Origin of the sequence: Fischerella major NIES-592, from assembly GCF_001904645.1 — a bacterium.
Taxonomy (GTDB): Bacteria; Cyanobacteriota; Cyanobacteriia; order Cyanobacteriales; family Nostocaceae; genus Fischerella; species Fischerella thermalis.
Genome location: NZ_MRCA01000005.1, coordinates 199,144 through 214,400 on the forward strand (window position 1 = coordinate 199,144; position 15,257 = coordinate 214,400).

Annotated in this window: 12 protein-coding genes and 1 other annotated feature; of the genes, 6 read left to right on the top strand and 6 right to left on the bottom strand. The window is 43.2% G+C overall.

The genetic code is table 11. The features are described from left to right. Positions 1-54: 54 nt before the first annotated feature. The 6 genes from purL to NIES592_RS25115 all read right to left on the bottom strand — a co-directional run bounded on the left by purL (position 55) and on the right by NIES592_RS25115 (position 6,848). Positions 55-2,424, bottom strand: a complete 2,370-nt coding sequence (gene purL, locus NIES592_RS11680) for a phosphoribosylformylglycinamidine synthase subunit PurL (RefSeq protein ID WP_073555811.1) — start codon at positions 2,422-2,424, stop codon at positions 55-57. Between the two features lie 479 nt (positions 2,425-2,903). Further along, positions 2,904-3,194, bottom strand: a complete 291-nt coding sequence (locus NIES592_RS24525) for a hypothetical protein (RefSeq protein ID WP_143168365.1) — start codon at positions 3,192-3,194, stop codon at positions 2,904-2,906. An 823-nt stretch (positions 3,195-4,017) separates the two neighbouring features. Next, positions 4,018-4,521 carry a 2TM domain-containing protein gene (locus tag NIES592_RS11695; RefSeq protein WP_009453914.1) on the bottom strand — a complete coding sequence of 168 codons (504 nt, stop codon included), beginning with the start codon at positions 4,519-4,521 and terminating at the stop codon, positions 4,018-4,020. A 159-nt stretch (positions 4,522-4,680) separates the two neighbouring features. Further along, the gene (locus NIES592_RS11700) at positions 4,681-5,763 is read right to left on the bottom strand and encodes a WD40 repeat domain-containing protein (protein ID WP_073555812.1); all 1,083 of its coding nucleotides are present in this window, start codon (positions 5,761-5,763) and stop codon (positions 4,681-4,683) included. A gap of 148 nt (positions 5,764-5,911) precedes the next feature. After that, positions 5,912-6,208: a hypothetical protein gene (locus NIES592_RS11705; RefSeq protein ID WP_062246515.1), complete on the bottom strand. Its 297-nt coding sequence runs from the start codon at positions 6,206-6,208 to the stop codon at positions 5,912-5,914. 466 nt (positions 6,209-6,674) lie between these two features. Further along, on the bottom strand, positions 6,675-6,848 hold the full coding sequence (locus NIES592_RS25115) for a CAB/ELIP/HLIP-related protein (protein ID WP_009453905.1): 174 nt from the start codon (positions 6,846-6,848) through the stop codon (positions 6,675-6,677). Positions 6,849-7,325: 477 nt separating this feature from the next. Here NIES592_RS25115 and ald point away from each other — a divergent pair, with 477 nt between their 5' ends. The 6 genes from ald to NIES592_RS11735 all read left to right on the top strand — a co-directional run bounded on the left by ald (position 7,326) and on the right by NIES592_RS11735 (position 15,166). Beyond that, on the top strand, positions 7,326-8,414 hold the full coding sequence (gene ald / locus NIES592_RS11710; protein WP_073555813.1) for an alanine dehydrogenase: 1,089 nt from the start codon (positions 7,326-7,328) through the stop codon (positions 8,412-8,414). Positions 8,415-8,521: 107 nt separating this feature from the next. Then, positions 8,522-8,781, top strand: a binding site (T-box leader). A gap of 67 nt (positions 8,782-8,848) precedes the next feature. Beyond that, complete coding sequence (gene ileS / locus NIES592_RS11715; protein WP_073555814.1) at positions 8,849-12,130, top strand: isoleucine--tRNA ligase; 3,282 nt, start codon at positions 8,849-8,851, stop codon at positions 12,128-12,130. An 82-nt stretch (positions 12,131-12,212) separates the two neighbouring features. Continuing rightward, positions 12,213-12,407 carry a cytochrome b6f subunit PetP gene (petP, locus tag NIES592_RS11720; RefSeq protein ID WP_009453891.1) on the top strand — a complete coding sequence of 65 codons (195 nt, stop codon included), beginning with the start codon at positions 12,213-12,215 and terminating at the stop codon, positions 12,405-12,407. A gap of 110 nt (positions 12,408-12,517) precedes the next feature. After that, positions 12,518-13,618 (top strand): Get3/ArsA fold putative tail anchor-mediating ATPase NosAFP, encoded by a 1,101-nt coding sequence (locus NIES592_RS11725; protein ID WP_073555815.1) that lies wholly within the window; start codon positions 12,518-12,520, stop codon positions 13,616-13,618. A gap of 99 nt (positions 13,619-13,717) precedes the next feature. Then, positions 13,718-14,734: a chlorophyll synthase ChlG gene (chlG, locus tag NIES592_RS11730; protein ID WP_062250530.1), complete on the top strand. Its 1,017-nt coding sequence runs from the start codon at positions 13,718-13,720 to the stop codon at positions 14,732-14,734. A 156-nt stretch (positions 14,735-14,890) separates the two neighbouring features. Further along, positions 14,891-15,166 (top strand): hypothetical protein, encoded by a 276-nt coding sequence (locus NIES592_RS11735; RefSeq protein WP_082720482.1) that lies wholly within the window; start codon positions 14,891-14,893, stop codon positions 15,164-15,166. Positions 15,167-15,257: the final 91 nt, after the last annotated feature.

Consider the following 15,257-nt stretch of genomic DNA (forward strand, 5'->3'; position numbering starts at 1 on the left):
AAGCGCGAAATGTAAAGTGTCTAAAGTATGAAATTTGATTCATCTTTAGATTACTTAACGTTCTTGGGTATTGGTATAAACGGCTAAACGCCTTTCGATCGCCTTTAAGTAGCGATCGCCCATCTCTTCAATCCTAGCGTTGATTAAAGTTTGACCATCAGAGGATAAAACCCGCAAGCCAATTTCGGAATTCCCAACTTTACCGAGTTTTTGCCAGTTTTGACCAAGGTTTTCCTGTAAGTAAGATTCCCAAGTTTCTTGTTGTTCTGGTGCTACGGCAACTAAAATCCGCCCACCACCTTCACCAAAAAGTACTTCATCTAGACGTTGCGAATCATCTAGAGGTAACTTTAAGCTAATATCTGCGCCCATTTTACCCGTAATACAACACTCAGCCAGAGCAATTACCAAACCACCCTCAGCACAATCATGGGCTGAACGTACCCAACCTTGACGAATTCCCTCACGACACACTTTTTGTACCCGTCTTTCCCAGTCAAAATCTACCCGTGGTGGTTTACCAGCTACAATGCCATGAATACTAGCTAAATATTCCGAAGCTCCCAAGGTAATTTTGGATTCTGATAGTCCTAAAAGATAAATTACATCACCTGCTACTTGCCAAGCTTGACCACAAATTTTGCTTAAATCGGGGATTAACCCTACCATACCAACAACCGGAGTTGGATAAATCGGCTGAGGATTTCCTTGAGAATCAAGAGTCTCGTTGTACAGAGAAACATTACCCCCAGTTACCGGAGTTGCTAATTCCCGACAACCTTCTGCCAAACCACGACAAGCTTCTGCTAATTGCCAATAACCAATCGGTTTTTCCGGGCTGCCAAAATTGAGGTTATCAGTCACCGCCAGGGGTTGTGCACCAACACAGCTAAGATTGCGTGCGGCTTCTGCAACTACGGCTTTCGCCCCTTCGTAAGGATCAAGATAAACGTAGCGGGGATTGCAATCTACTGTAGCAGCAACAGCTTTATTACCCCCTGCGTTTACGGGGACGGAAGGGGGGGGTTCCAATGGACGCAAACGTATCACCGCAGCATCACCACCACCGGGTAACATCACTGTATTGTTCTGCACCTGATGATCATACTGGCGATAAATCCAGCTTTTAGAAGCAATCGTAGGATTATCTAGCAAAATCAATAAAATATCATTCCAAGTACGCAACTTTCCTTGGATTTCTATGCCAGCAGTTGTACATGGGGGCAAAGAATTTGGTGTCCATTCCCAAGCTTGACGCACATATTCTGGTGATTCTGTTAATAATTCCCTCTTATACACAGGTGTATTTTCTGCCAAAGCTGTAGCAGGAATCTCTGCTGCTACTTTACCTCGAAACAGAATCCGGACAACTGGTTCGGCAATCACTGTACCAGCAACAACAGCATGAAGTCCCCAACGATGGAAAATATCGATTAACTCTTGTTCCCGTCCCTTTTGGGCGACAAATAGCATTCTCTCTTGAGATTCGGAAAGCAGATATTCATAGGGAACCATTCCCAGTTCGCGCACAGGTACTTTATCTAAATCAAATTCAATACCTACACCACCTTTAGCTGCCATTTCGGAGGTGGAACAGGTGATCCCAGCAGCACCCATATCCTGAGCTGCAACTACAGCACCTGTTTTAAAGGCTTCCAGACAAGCTTCTATCAAAGACTTTTCCAGGAAGGGATCACCGACTTGCACCGCCGGGCGATCGTCCATTGATGCATCGCTGAGTTCGGCACTTGCAAAACTTGCACCCCCCATACCATCGCGTCCAGTGGTGGAACCAACGTAAAGCACCGGATTGCCAATACCAGATGCCCCAGATTTGACAATTTCGGGTGTTTCCATCAATCCTAGTGCCATGACATTGACCAAAGGATTGCCAGAGTAGGCAGGATCAAAGTAGACTTCACCGCCAACGGTGGGCACTCCCACAGAATTACCATAGTGAGCGATCCCTGCTACCACACCAATAAACAGCCTTTGTGTCTTGGGATCTTCCAGAGAGCCGAAGCGAAGAGAATTTAAAACAGCAATGGGACGCGCGCCCATTGTAAATATATCACGCAGAATGCCTCCAACACCAGTGGCGGCTCCTTGGAAGGGTTCTACTGCACTGGGGTGGTTATGAGATTCTATTTTAAACGCCAGTCGCAGTCCATCACCTAAGTCTACAACACCAGCATTTTCACCAGGTCCCACCAGGATGCGATCGCCTGTGGTCGGAAACTGTTTCAATAAAGGACGAGAATTTTTATAACAGCAATGCTCTGACCACATCACCCCAAACATACCTAGTTCAGCTTTGTTGGGATGACGCCCTAATCGCCGGACTATTTCTTGGTATTCTTCAAGTTTAAGTCCTTCAGATGCTATTTCTTGAGGAGAAAAAGGAGGTTCGGAAGCGCTGGTCATGGAAGTTTGCACCAAGGGGACAAAGGATTATTGTATCGATTTTCTGTCCCGTTCCTGTCAACCGATTTTGGATTTTGGATTTTGGATTGACTCCACAGATTTTTCAGGGGGCGTGTACCATCAAGGAATAAAATCTGGAATTTGGAGTTCAGAGTTACATTATCCGTTGGGGTTGGTAATGGGTAATTGGTAATTAAGATAATGATGATTTTCTCATGCCTAATGCCCAATACCCGATGCCCAAGCTTTATGTAGTAAGCAATTAGTCGGACATGAGCGTCAGCGTAGGACTATTGAGGGCTAGTTTTGTTAGTCAACAGCAAAAATACGTAAATTTTTATCTTGATTTTCGACAAAGAGAAATACTTCAGTATTTTCACGAGTTCTAAAAATAAAGAGCATTTCATAACATATATATTTACTATATTCACCAAGCACTCAAACCTGAACTCTAAGTTTGTTGTGTAAACATCCCATAATTAAGCTTTTGAAAAGATACGATTCTGAACTGAACAGGGTGTTTTGCTATTGATCCTTTTGCAAGTATCGACACCATAGACTATGACGGCGATCGCTTGTACTAAATATAATTTACGTCTAATGTGAATTAACAAAGGCGCTAATAGATCATGGGAAATACTCAACAAAGCAATGACCACCCAACCACCCATGAAAGATGCATCTGTGTTATCTGTGTTTATCGGTGTGTATCGGTGGTCGATTTCTAAAAAAACGTTTTTTAGCAGGCGCAAGGAATATTGCGTCTCCATATTCAATTCACATCAGGCGTAATTTCTAAAAATTAGCAATACGGATAGGCTAGAGGCTCATACTGCAATTAAATTAGGATTTTAGCGTTATGAAATTGTCAACTGCTATCTCCTTGTGAATTCAAGAATTCATTTTTTAGGTATAGGCTCAACAACTAACTATTAACTGCGATGCTAAAAATATGAACCAAGATTAGCTTTATTCTTGCTTCACAAGAGTGGTTATTTTGTTCACGAAAAAAATATCCGCATGCTTGTCTTAAGTTCAGAATAGATACAAATAGATCAATACTGTTCACACCAGACATAGTTTATATAATCTAGTCATGTGCTAAACAGGTGAATCATCTTGTAATGTCAAACTTGCATATTGAAAAATTTTCTAAAGGATTTCTTTGAATACGCAGTCCAGCACATATCAAAATCCAGGATATCCAGCTTTAAAAGGGAAAAATCCTGCTAAATACAAGATCTACTCAAGTAAATTTGTGATGACAATCACAATTATGCATGATTAAGATCCTATGCCTGCAATTGCTAAACAGAGAGAATAAATGACAACTGAACTCTAGCCGAGTCATTAATAGGGAACACACTAATTGCTGACAGTCTTCTCAAAGGCTGTCGGCTTTTTGTTTATAAATACTTAGTTGTTGGTTGTTGGTTGTTGGTTGTTAGTGGTTAGTGGTTGTAGAGAGCTGCCATTGCACGTCTGTACATTGGTTAATGGTTAGTGGTTAGTGGTTTATTACCGCTCATACTCCTCATACTCCACCCTTACCTTAAGCTGCTACGCGTCTACACACTCCCCATCTCCCTTCTCCTAACTCTGCCATGCGTTAAGGAATTTATTGACTACTCTGTTAATAGTTTGTTTGATCTGATTCTGGCGATACCATTTTTGGAAAGCCATTTCGTAATCTTCGCCTTTGGTTTGGAAAGTATTCCAAGCATCAAGGGCTACACCTAGTCCCCAAAATAGGAAAATATACAGTGACCAAGATAGACCTGCGCCACCAACTAGATCAACTAAGAGTAAAACACCGTTGACAATAGTAAATTTACCAAAGCGCTTTTTAAATCTTCCGATGCGATAATTGTTAAAAGCTTGTCTTTGCTGTATTTCTCCTTGGGTAATTTGCCAATCGTGTTCTGCTAGTTTCAGAGTTTCTGGGGGAATTTCTAATTCTGTAGCAATTTCTAAAAGTTGTTCATAGGAAAATTCTTTTTCTTGGTCTTTGGCTTGGCGAGCGATCGCCAAGTGTAGAATTTTCTGTATATCTTCTTGAGTGTAAAAACGGGTGGCTCGATCTTCTGGTGCTGTCATAGTCATGTCTCTATTATTACTTTAGTTATTAGTATTTTTATTTAGTAATGATTCCGGAATGGTGCGATCGCCAGCAATGGACTTGCCAATATCCTTAGACTAGCAAATCTACGGTTAGTTTTGGTTGTTGGTTATTGATAATCAGTTGTGGGGAATGCGTTAAATGCGCCAAACCAAAATTCTTTTGTCATATCCGCCACTAGCAAATAACTTTCCATCGGGACTAAAGGCGATCGTACTTACCCAGTCGGTATGTCCCTCAAGTGTATTGAGTAACTTTCCTGTGGTTAAATCCCATAACTGTACTACGCCCTGTTTCCCACCACTAGCTAAGATACGTCCATTGGGATTAATAGCAATGGCATTGATCCAATTATTATGATTCAATGAATTGTTGTTTTCTGTAAGAGTACCAGCGAAATCTCCTGTTTTGGCATCCCACAGTTTAATAGTGCCATCATGGCTAGCAGTAACTAAAGTTTGTCCATCTGGGGTAAAAGCTAAACCACTGACGACTTGAGTGTGCGCGGAAAACTGACGGATGAGTTGACCAGAATTTAAGTTCCATAACTTGACTACACCCTGAGTCTCACCACTGGCGAGAATCTGACCATCTGGACTAATCGTAATTTTAGAAATGTTGTTGTAGTGTACTAAAGTAGCTAGGGGACGCTTTTTTACCAAATCCCAGAGGCGAATACCATCTAAACCACCACTAGCCAGAATTTTTCCATCAGGAGTTGCAGCTAAAGATAGAACGTTGCTAGTGTGACCGATGAAGGAACGAGTAAATTTGTTAGTTTTGAGATTCCAAAGATTAACAGTGTAATCGTTACTACAGCTAGCCAAAGTTTGACCATCTGGTGAAATCAGCACAGATTCGACAGCTGTTTTCTGAGCCTTGCGAATGGTTCCTATGATATCGCCATTTTTGATACTCCACAGGCGAATTACACCATCGTTGTGTGAACCTCCACTCACCAAAGTTTTGCTATCGGGACTGAAGGTCAGGGATTTAATGCTTCCTGAATGATTTTTAAAGGTATAAATTTGCTGGGGTTGAAAAAAGTTGTTGCTAGTTTCAGGATTTGGTCTCGCTTCAACAGTTGCAGGATTTACAAGTGGTACTTGTACCAAGGAAGCGATCGCCACAGCACCTGCTATACTTACCCCTCTTATAGAGGAAATTTTTAATCTGATATTTAGGATTTTGTCAAATACTTTACTATAACTATTACTCATATATTTTTAGATTAGAACTACGAGCGATCGCCTCAGACTTACTTTCTTTTGTAAGTCAAGAAAAAAAACTCCACAAGAGTGAAAACCATAAATTTGGCGATGCTCCGCGAATCTTCTAATCTTAAATATAAAATTTTAAACTTAAACTCTACTGGGGTGGTTTCTTCTTAGCAATACTCAGCATTGGTAAAGTCGGACTCGAAGAGCGTGAAGGCAAGTAATGTTGCACCACAGTCTCTTCAGCAGGTAGAGGGCGACGCCGTTGACGTAGCCAAAATTTTAGTAAAAGCGTTATTCCTGCTGTTCCTAAACCAAAAGCGAACAAAGACCACTTATCGTCAAATCCACCGATCAGCGCTTCTACCACTCCCATCGTAATCACTACGCTGATTAGCGGTTCTTTTCGGTAGGATGACTTTAAAAAACGAGGCAATAGAGCATTCATCACAGTTTGGTTTATTTCAGTTAACCTTTTATGTAAATTTACTGAAAAATATTAATCTACATTTAGCGCTTACAGCTATAGTTTTACATTTACATCATAATATTATATTTATTTCTTAAACGAGAGTATTACAGCAAACCACTTCTGGGGGGTTTTCCGAACAGCCATAGAACCCTGACTTTTATTAAATAAGCCTTTTGTTGTTCAGATAAGAAAACCAGTTGGATATTCCAACTGGTTGAAATCTTCATTTATCACTCAACACAGTTCGTTAGTACTCTTTGTGTCTTAGTGTCTTTGTGGTTTCAAAATGATCTTTTTCACCACCAAGACACCAAGACACTAAAACACCAAGACAAATCAATTATTTTCAGACTCGCACCTCCAAAGGTTAGAGTAAAACCTTAACTGAACCGTATCGCTTTATCATTTAATTCAAAGTAGTACATTGGTACTTTTATGCAATTTACTTCAGACCTAGCCATGATAGGACACCCTTGTCGGTGAAGTATTCAATCAACACCATCAGAATAAAGCCAATCATTGCAGCTCGGCCATTCAAGCGCTCAGCATATTCATTAAATCCAAATTTTGGCTCTTCTAGCTTAGGGGTGACGCTGGGTTGTGATTGTGTCATCATTTGAAAAATCCTTTTGTTGGGAAATGTAAATTACTACACTTTTGTGGTAAAGCATATTGAGCTGTGTAGCTCAACTACTGTTTTACATTTTTTTATTATTCTTAATATATTTTAGAAATACTCAGAAAATCGTCAAGTCCATATACGAGATCAGGGAAGGGAAGGAGGGAAGTGTGGGGAGTGTGTAGACGCGTAGCGGCTTCCCGTAAGGGTGGGGTGTGAGGGGACAAGGGAGACATGGGGGAACTCGGGGTCCCCTCTGGAGATTAGGGGGTGAAGGGGGACAAGGGAAGGGGGAATTAGTTGCTATATTATTCTCCCCACACTCCCCATAGTCCCCGATCCCAAAATGGAGTCAATGTTAAATTGGTGATATCAGGGCAAACTCAGGTAAATTCGTATTTTTGGATTCAACATACCAGGGATAAGACTGACAAACTAAAGCTAAACAAAAATTAAATTAATTAGGGGCAGTGAATGGATATAGGTGTTCCCAAAGAAACTAAAGACCAAGAGTTTCGAGTTGGTTTGAGTCCCTCTAGTGTTAGGGTACTCAAAGAAAGTGGTCACAATATCTTTGTAGAAACTCAAGCCGGTGAAGGTGCTGGATTTACAGATGATGACTACAGAAGTTCCGGCGCAGAAATAGTCCCAACACCAGAAGCCGCTTGGAATCGCGAGTTAGTGGTGAAAGTCAAAGAACCCCTAGCTTCAGAGTATAAGTTCTTGCAAAAAGAGCAGGTTCTCTTTACTTATTTGCACTTAGCAGCTCATCGGGATTTGACCGAGCATTTAATTAATAGTGGCGTCTGTGCGATCGCCTATGAAACAGTGGAACAACCTGGCACAAACAGGCTACCTCTGCTTACACCCATGAGCGTCATTGCTGGGCGCTTAGCAGTACAGTTCGGAGCAAGATTTTTAGAACGGCAACAAGGGGGTAGAGGTGTCCTTTTGGGTGGAGTACCTGGCGTTAAACCAGGCAGAGTGGTAGTTTTAGGCGGTGGTGTAGTTGGCACAGAAGCCGCTAAAATTGCCGTCGGGATGGGAGCCAGCGTTCAAATTCTGGATGTGAATGTAGAACGCTTGAGCTACTTGGAAACTCTTTTTGGCTCACGAGTAGAACTACTTTACAGCAACTCTGCTCACATTGAAGCAGCAGTTCGTGAAGCAGATCTCCTGATTGGTGCAGTTCTTGTACCAGGACGAAAAGCACCAATTCTTGTATCTCGTGAATTAGTCAAACAAATGCAACCAGGGTCAGTCATTGCCGATGTGGCAGTTGACCAAGGCGGCTGTATAGAAACTGTGCATCCTACATCTCACACCAACCCTGTCTATGTTGAAGAAGGTGTATTGCACTATGGCGTTCCTAACATGCCAGGGGCAGTTCCTCGGACAGCAACTCAGGCACTTAATAATAGTACTCTACCATACGTGGTGCAATTAGCAAACCAGGGAATGGAGGCGCTAAAAAATAACCCTGCATTAGCCAAAGGTGTCAACGTGCAGAATCATCGCTTGGTGCATCCGGCTGTACAAGAAGTGTTTCCTGACTTAGTTTAGGAGCTAGCCCTCGTCTTGGTGTCTTTGTGCCTTGGTGGTAAAAAAGCATTTTTGAAACACCAAGACACTAAGACACAAAGAAGAAATGTAAAATTATGATTAACCCATTAAAGGCAATGACGGGAACGAGTAGTTTCTGAGTCGGTGCAAGAGCGAGTCAGGGATGGTGTAAGCCTGACCATACGGCAGAAATGAAAATCCTCCCTGAGCCGCCCTCCGAACAAAGCCCCAAAGGCTTTAAGTAGATAGGGACGTGTCCCGCACGTAATAGCGGGTCGCTCTTCCCAGTCGGGAGTAGCTGCAAAGACTTAGGTTGTGAAACTTGGGTAAATTTGGGTGGTACCGCGCTCACCTCAGCGCCCCAATGTGGAGGTGTAGAGTCTGGCTTTGGCTGACTCTGCAATAATTCTGCATGGATAGTGAACGCGGTAATTATGTTTAGAGAAGTTGAAAAAAACCTTTGTTTTCCTAGCTTTGAGCAAGAGGTGATCGACTTTTGGAAAACGCACCACATCTTCCAAAAGTCAGTGGACAAAGATGCACCTCAAGGAAATTATGTCTTTTATGAAGGGCCGCCAACTGCCAATGGTAAGCCAGGAGTCCATCATGTAATTTCCCGTGCTTACAAAGATTTGTTTCTCCGCTACAAAACGATGCAAGGCTATCGAGTTGAGCGCAAGGGCGGATGGGATACCCACGGTTTACCTGTGGAGTTGGAAGTTGAGAAGAAGTTAGGCTTTACTAAGAAGGCTGATATTGAAGCTTTTGGTATTGCTAGGTTTAATGAGTTATGCAAGCAATCGGTCTTTGAACGCATCCAGGATTGGCAGGCGATGACCGAACGGATTGGTTACTGGCTGGATTTAGAAAACGCCTATATTACTTACGAAAATCAATATATTGAGTCTTGTTGGTGGTTGATGAAGTCGCTGTGGGAACGTAATCTTCTATTTGAAGACTACCGCTCAACTTGGCACTGTCCGCGTAACAATACTAGCCTTTCGGATCATGAAGTGGCACAGGGATACCGAGATGTAGAAGACCCTTCAATTTACCCGATGTTTGCTGCATATACTGACGAAATTGTCAAGCGTGGTTTATGGGATAAAGAGACACAGCCAGTTTATCTGCTGGCTTGGACAACTACCCCTTGGACGCTCCCTGCTAACGTTGCTTTGGCTGTGAGGGCAGATGCTATGTATGGGCTGTTTGCTGCACCACCTCAAGCAGGCGATCGCTCACAAACAGACCTCTACATTCTTGCTAGTAGTCTTGCTAATCAAGTCTTCGGTGAGGGGAATTATCGAACACTAAAAACTTTTACAGGGGAAGCACTGGTTGGACTTCACTATCAGCCTCTTTTACAGGGGTATGTACCGGAAGGAGAAGACCTTTCCCAAGGGTTCCGTGTGGTTAGCGACGAGCAGGTGATTATTGATGAAGGAACAGGGGTGCTTCACATTGCCCCTGCTTATGGGGATCTGGAGTTGGGACGCAAGTACAACTTGCCGATGCTTTTTTCTGTGGATTTGCTGGGTCAAGTTTATCCCCAGGTAAAGCTAGTTGATGCTCCTGATGGTGAGGGGCCTTACACTGGACAGTTTTTCAAGGATGCAGATCGGCAAATTATCGCAGATTTGCTAGACAAACAGCTGCTTTATCGAGCCACAACTATTAACCACACTTATCCGTTTAACTATCGGGATGGCACACCATTGATCAACTATGCCAAAAAGAGTTGGTACATTCGGACAACTGCTGTCAAAGACAAGCTTATTGCCAACAACAACAAAATTCACTGGCATCCTGAATATATCCGTGATGGTCGGTTTGGGGATTGGTTAAGAAATAATATCGATTGGGCATTATCACGGGAACGGTACTGGGGTGCGCCTCTACCTGTATGGGTGAGTGAAGACGAAAGTGAGTATATCTGTGTAGGCAGTGTCAAAGAGTTGGCAGAATTGACCGGGCGGGATTTGTCAGGGTTAGATTTGCATCGTCCTTACATTGATGAGATTGTTTTTGAGAAAAACGGCAAGCGTTTTCAGCGTGTTCCCTATACGGTAGATGTCTGGTTTGAGTCGGGAGCTATGCCTTATGCTCAATGGCACTATCCCTTTGAAAATCAGGACGTGCTGGCTGGGAATTTTCCTGCCGATTATATTTGTGAGGCGATCGATCAGACACGGGGCTGGTTTTATAGCCTACATGCTCTTGCCACCTTACTTACAGATACTGGTGGTTCTCTGGCTCATATTGCTCAGGATTCCCCTGCCTTCAAAAATGCGATCGTCCTTGGACACATTGTGGATGAAAAAGGCGAGAAAATGTCTAAATCCAAGGGAAATACAGTCAACCCTTGGACTGTCCTTGATGCTCAAGGAGCCGATGCGCTGCGGTGGTATCTTTACAGCACCAGTCCACCAGAAAATACCAAGCGCTTCTCCCAAGGACTAGTTGAAGATACATTACGCGATTTTTTGATGACACTATGGAATACTTACAGTTTCCTAGTGCTTTACGCCAACCTCGACCAGCCAGATTTGCAACAGGATGTTCCTGTCTTTGAGCGTCCTGAGATCGATCGCTGGTTGGTGTCCAAGGTGAATGTACTGATCCGAGATGTAACTGAGCGATTAGAAGCTTACGATCCCACCAGTGCCAGCCGGGCAATTCGCGACTTCGTGGTCAACGATCTCTCTAACTGGTATGTGCGTCGCAATCGTCGCCGTTTCTGGAAGTCGGAAAATGATGGCGATAAACTCTCAGCTTACAAAACCCTCTACGAGACGATGGTCATTGTTGCTAAACTCATGGCTCCAATGGCTCCCTTTGTGAGCGAACACATTTACCAAAATTTAGTACTGAGTGTCTTTCCTGAGCAACCAGAATCAGTACATTTAGCTAACTGGGAAAAATTTGATGCCACGCTCATCGATACCAATCTGTTGCGTGATATGGAGACGCTGATCCGGATTGTAGAGTTAGGACGTGCTGCCCGCGCCACAGCAAAGGTTAAGATCCGGCAACCGCTAGGGGAAATCTTGGTGCGGGTTCGCAATCAAGCCGAAATTGCTGGACTCAAGCGCCTAGAAGAACAACTTAAGGAAGAACTTAATGTTAAAAAAGTGACTTATTTAGACATAGCAACAGATTTCGTTGATTATACCATCAAGCCAAATCTGCCTCTGGTTGGCAAGCGTCTCGGAAAACAAGTACCTGCGTTGAAGAAAAAGCTGGAAACTATTGATACCCGCGAAATTGTCTGCAATATCCGTGAGGGTAAAGAGACTGTTATCCATCTAGATGGAAAATCTTATCACCTTGAGCCGGAGGCATTTCTGATTGAGGTTAACAGTCCACAAGGTTATGCAGCGATCGAAGAATACGGTTATTTAGCAGCATTGAATACTCAACTCACACCAGAGTTAATTCAAGAAGGGGTGGTTCGAGAGGCGATTCGTCTATTACAAGAGGTACGCAAAAAAGCAGGACTCAATCTTTCAGATCGGATTCATCTTGGGTTGGAAACCTCAGGAACACTTTTAGAGGCTCTTAAAACTCATCTGGAAATAGTGAAGAACGAAGTATTAGCCCAGGAGATTCGGTTTGCGCAGATCAAGGAGGCGTGCTACAACACCTGTGTGAACATCAACGATATACAGTTGAGAGTCACTCTCCAGAAAATTTCTAGTAATGGGGAGGTGGACTGATGGGGAACTCACCGGTCCCCATCTCCCACAGGACACCGGATTCCGGTACACTGAGTTTTGGTTTATTGCATTGTGAGTTGGCATGGAAATCGGACAAAAAGTAAAGGTTCTTCGTTTGCGCGATCGCGTACCTGCCCCTATTGTTAAGAGACTAGGACAAATCGGTACTATCGAAGGTTACAAAATGACCGATGGTAGCAGTGTTGGCATCGTGGTCAAATTTGATGATAATTTTTCCACTTGGTTTTTTGAAGATGAACTCAAACTAGTACAGTAAGTGATCAAAAGCCTGTCCTCTAAGTGCTGAACTAGAGAAGGAAGCTACTCAAATCAGCCGAGTGCTAAGTTGGAGTTGAAAAATCGGCGGTAAAAAATAGGAATCAAGTAATGGCCCTGATATTGACATTTTTGGGCAAAAGCGGCAGTGCTAGAACAAAAGTAGCGATCGCCGCAGCCAAACAATTGGCAAGCCAAGGAAAGCGCGTACTTTTAGCTGGGAGTGCAGAACCAGCATTGCAAATCTTGTTGGGTATTCCTATTGGTTCTGATCCCCAAGAAATTGCTGCTAATTTGCACGTTGTTCAGTTTCAGACTTCTGTACTACTAGAACGTAGTTGGGAGGATGTGAAAAAACTGGAAGCACAATATCTTAAAACGCCCATCCTGAAAGAGGTTTATGGTCAAGAACTATCAGTATTACCCGGGATGGACAGCGCCCTTGTCCTCAACGCCATCCGCGAGTACTACGAAAGCGGCAAATATGACGCGATCGTCTACGATGGCAATGGCGACTCCTCGACTTTGCGAATGTTCGGGATGCCAGAATTTCTCAGTTGGTACGTGCGGCGATTCCGGCAATTGTTTGTCAATTCCGATCTCGGTAAAGCCATTTCCGAATCGCCCTTGATTCAACCGCTAATTAGCACTTTTTTCAATATCAACTGGACATCGGATAACTTCGCCCAACCTACTAACCAAGTTAACCACTTTTTAGACAAGGGTAGAGCTGCCCTCGCGGATCCTAAAAAAGTTGCTGCTTTTTTGGTGACAAGCAATGATCCTGTTGAAATTGCTTCTGTGCGCTATCTCTGGGGTAGCGCCCAACTAGTTGGTTTAACCGTGGGTGGCATTATCCTTGTGTCTACTGACACAACTGTCCAAGTTTCCGAGCAATTTACTCCCCTTCATGTGAGTGTGGTTCCAGATGTCAAAACAGAAGATTGGCAAGCCCTGATTGATGCTCTACCAAATTTTGTAGAACAAGCGGTACAGGCTCCCAAACCGATTGAAATTAACATCCAAGAACACAAGGTAAGCTTATTTTTGCCTGGATTTGATAAAAAACAGGTCAAACTCACTCAATACGGACCAGAAGTGACTATTGAAGCTGGAGACCAAAGGCGGAATATTTTCCTACCTCCCGCCTTGAGTGGTAGACCTGTTACTGGTGCTAAGTTCCAAAATAATTATTTGATAATCTCGTTTTAGGCAAGAGGTGATGGGTAATCGGTAATGGGTAATGGGAAAACCACCAAATTACCAATTACCAATTACCAATTACCAATTACCAATTTACAAGTACAGCCTATGTCTGATTCAACTCCCATTACCCCTGATTCCAATACATCCACAGACCAAGCAAATGGTACTGTTGACCGCAGTGCTAAGACCAGGCAACTTTTGGGTATGAAAGGTGCAGCGCCTGGAGAAAGTTCGATTTGGAAAATCCGCCTGCAACTGATGAAGCCAATTACCTGGATTCCTTTAATGTGGGGTGTAATCTGCGGTGCGGCTTCTTCTGGTGAATTCACTTGGACTCTAGAAAATGTCCTGAAGGCAGCAGTTTGCATGGTGCTATCAGGACCATTGATGGCAGGTTACGTGCAAATCCTGAACGATTACTATGATCGCGAAATTGATGCCATCAACGAACCCTACCGCCCAATTCCCTCTGGAGCAATTTCCATACCCCAGGTAATTACGCAAATATGGGTATTACTTATTGCTGGTATAGCAGTTGCCTTTGCCCTTGATAAATGGGCTGGTAATGAATTTCCCACAATTACAATGATCGCGATCATCGGTTCATTTGTCGGCTACATCTATTCTGCCCCGCCCTTGAAGTTGAAGCAAAACGGTTGGTTGGGTAGCTATGCTTTGGGTGCAAGTTATATTACTTTCCCCTGGTGTACTGGTCACGCTTTATTCGGCGAACTCAACTGGAAAATAGTTGTCCTCACCCTGATTTATAGTTTGGCTGGCTTGGGTATTGGTATCATCAATGACTTCAAGAGTGTCGAAGGCGATCGTAAACTCGGATTAAAATCACTGCCTGTAATGTTTGGTGTTACAACAGCTGCTTGGATTTGTGTGATTATGATTGATGTCTTTCAAGCTGCGATCGCTGCTTATTTAGTTTACATCCATGAAAATTTGTATGCCGCTATTCTGGCATTACTCATCATCCCGCAAATCACCTTCCAAGACATGTATTTTCTGCGTGACCCTTTAACTAATGATGTCAAATATCAAGCCAGCGCTCAACCTTTCCTGGTTTTGGGAATGCTTGTGGCTGGTTTAGCAATTGGTCATGCTGGCATCTAGTGAACAGTGATCAGTTATCAGTTAAAAAAACTAAATCACTGATATCTCTTTAGTCAGAAGTCATGAGTGAGGAATGAGGAGTTAATATAACTATAACTTCTCATTTCTCACTCACATTTTTTGTAGATTTTCGCAATCCTTGCCGTGTTGCAAATAATGCATTTTCTTTTTTTTACAATTCAAAAGCTTCTTGTGCCGATTTGTTTTATCAGCGCCTGGGTGTTGGTTACTATGGTTGTTTGGAGTCTGTGGGCTGCAACCCGCGATGGTGTCAAAACAGCCAAAAAAATGCACCAAATTCCCTGCGCTGGTTGTCAGTATTTCACCGACGATCATCGTCTCAAATGCACAGTCCATCCTTCCATTGCTAACACGGAAGAAGCGATCCAATGCATAGATTACCAACCAAAAACGAATTCAATGTTTTATTAGTTGTTTGTTGGTGGTTGGTGGTTAGTGGTTGTTTTTTCTCCCCACCTCCCCACTCCTCACACTCCACTCTACGGGAAGCCGCGCAAAGCGC

Coding starts and splice junctions, on each gene's coding strand:
- purL (WP_073555811.1), bottom strand. CDS start 2,424: ATGACCAGCGCTTCCGAACCTCCTTTTTCTCCTCAAGAAATAGCATCT.
- NIES592_RS24525 (WP_143168365.1), bottom strand. CDS start 3,194: ATGGAGACGCAATATTCCTTGCGCCTGCTAAAAAACGTTTTTTTAGAA.
- NIES592_RS11695 (WP_009453914.1), bottom strand. CDS start 4,521: ATGACAGCACCAGAAGATCGAGCCACCCGTTTTTACACTCAAGAAGAT.
- NIES592_RS11700 (WP_073555812.1), bottom strand. CDS start 5,763: ATGAGTAATAGTTATAGTAAAGTATTTGACAAAATCCTAAATATCAGA.
- NIES592_RS11705 (WP_062246515.1), bottom strand. CDS start 6,208: ATGAATGCTCTATTGCCTCGTTTTTTAAAGTCATCCTACCGAAAAGAA.
- NIES592_RS25115 (WP_009453905.1), bottom strand. CDS start 6,848: ATGATGACACAATCACAACCCAGCGTCACCCCTAAGCTAGAAGAGCCA.
- ald (WP_073555813.1), top strand. CDS start 7,326: ATGGATATAGGTGTTCCCAAAGAAACTAAAGACCAAGAGTTTCGAGTT.
- ileS (WP_073555814.1), top strand. CDS start 8,849: ATGTTTAGAGAAGTTGAAAAAAACCTTTGTTTTCCTAGCTTTGAGCAA.
- petP (WP_009453891.1), top strand. CDS start 12,213: ATGGAAATCGGACAAAAAGTAAAGGTTCTTCGTTTGCGCGATCGCGTA.
- NIES592_RS11725 (WP_073555815.1), top strand. CDS start 12,518: ATGGCCCTGATATTGACATTTTTGGGCAAAAGCGGCAGTGCTAGAACA.
- chlG (WP_062250530.1), top strand. CDS start 13,718: ATGTCTGATTCAACTCCCATTACCCCTGATTCCAATACATCCACAGAC.
- NIES592_RS11735 (WP_082720482.1), top strand. CDS start 14,891: ATGCATTTTCTTTTTTTTACAATTCAAAAGCTTCTTGTGCCGATTTGT.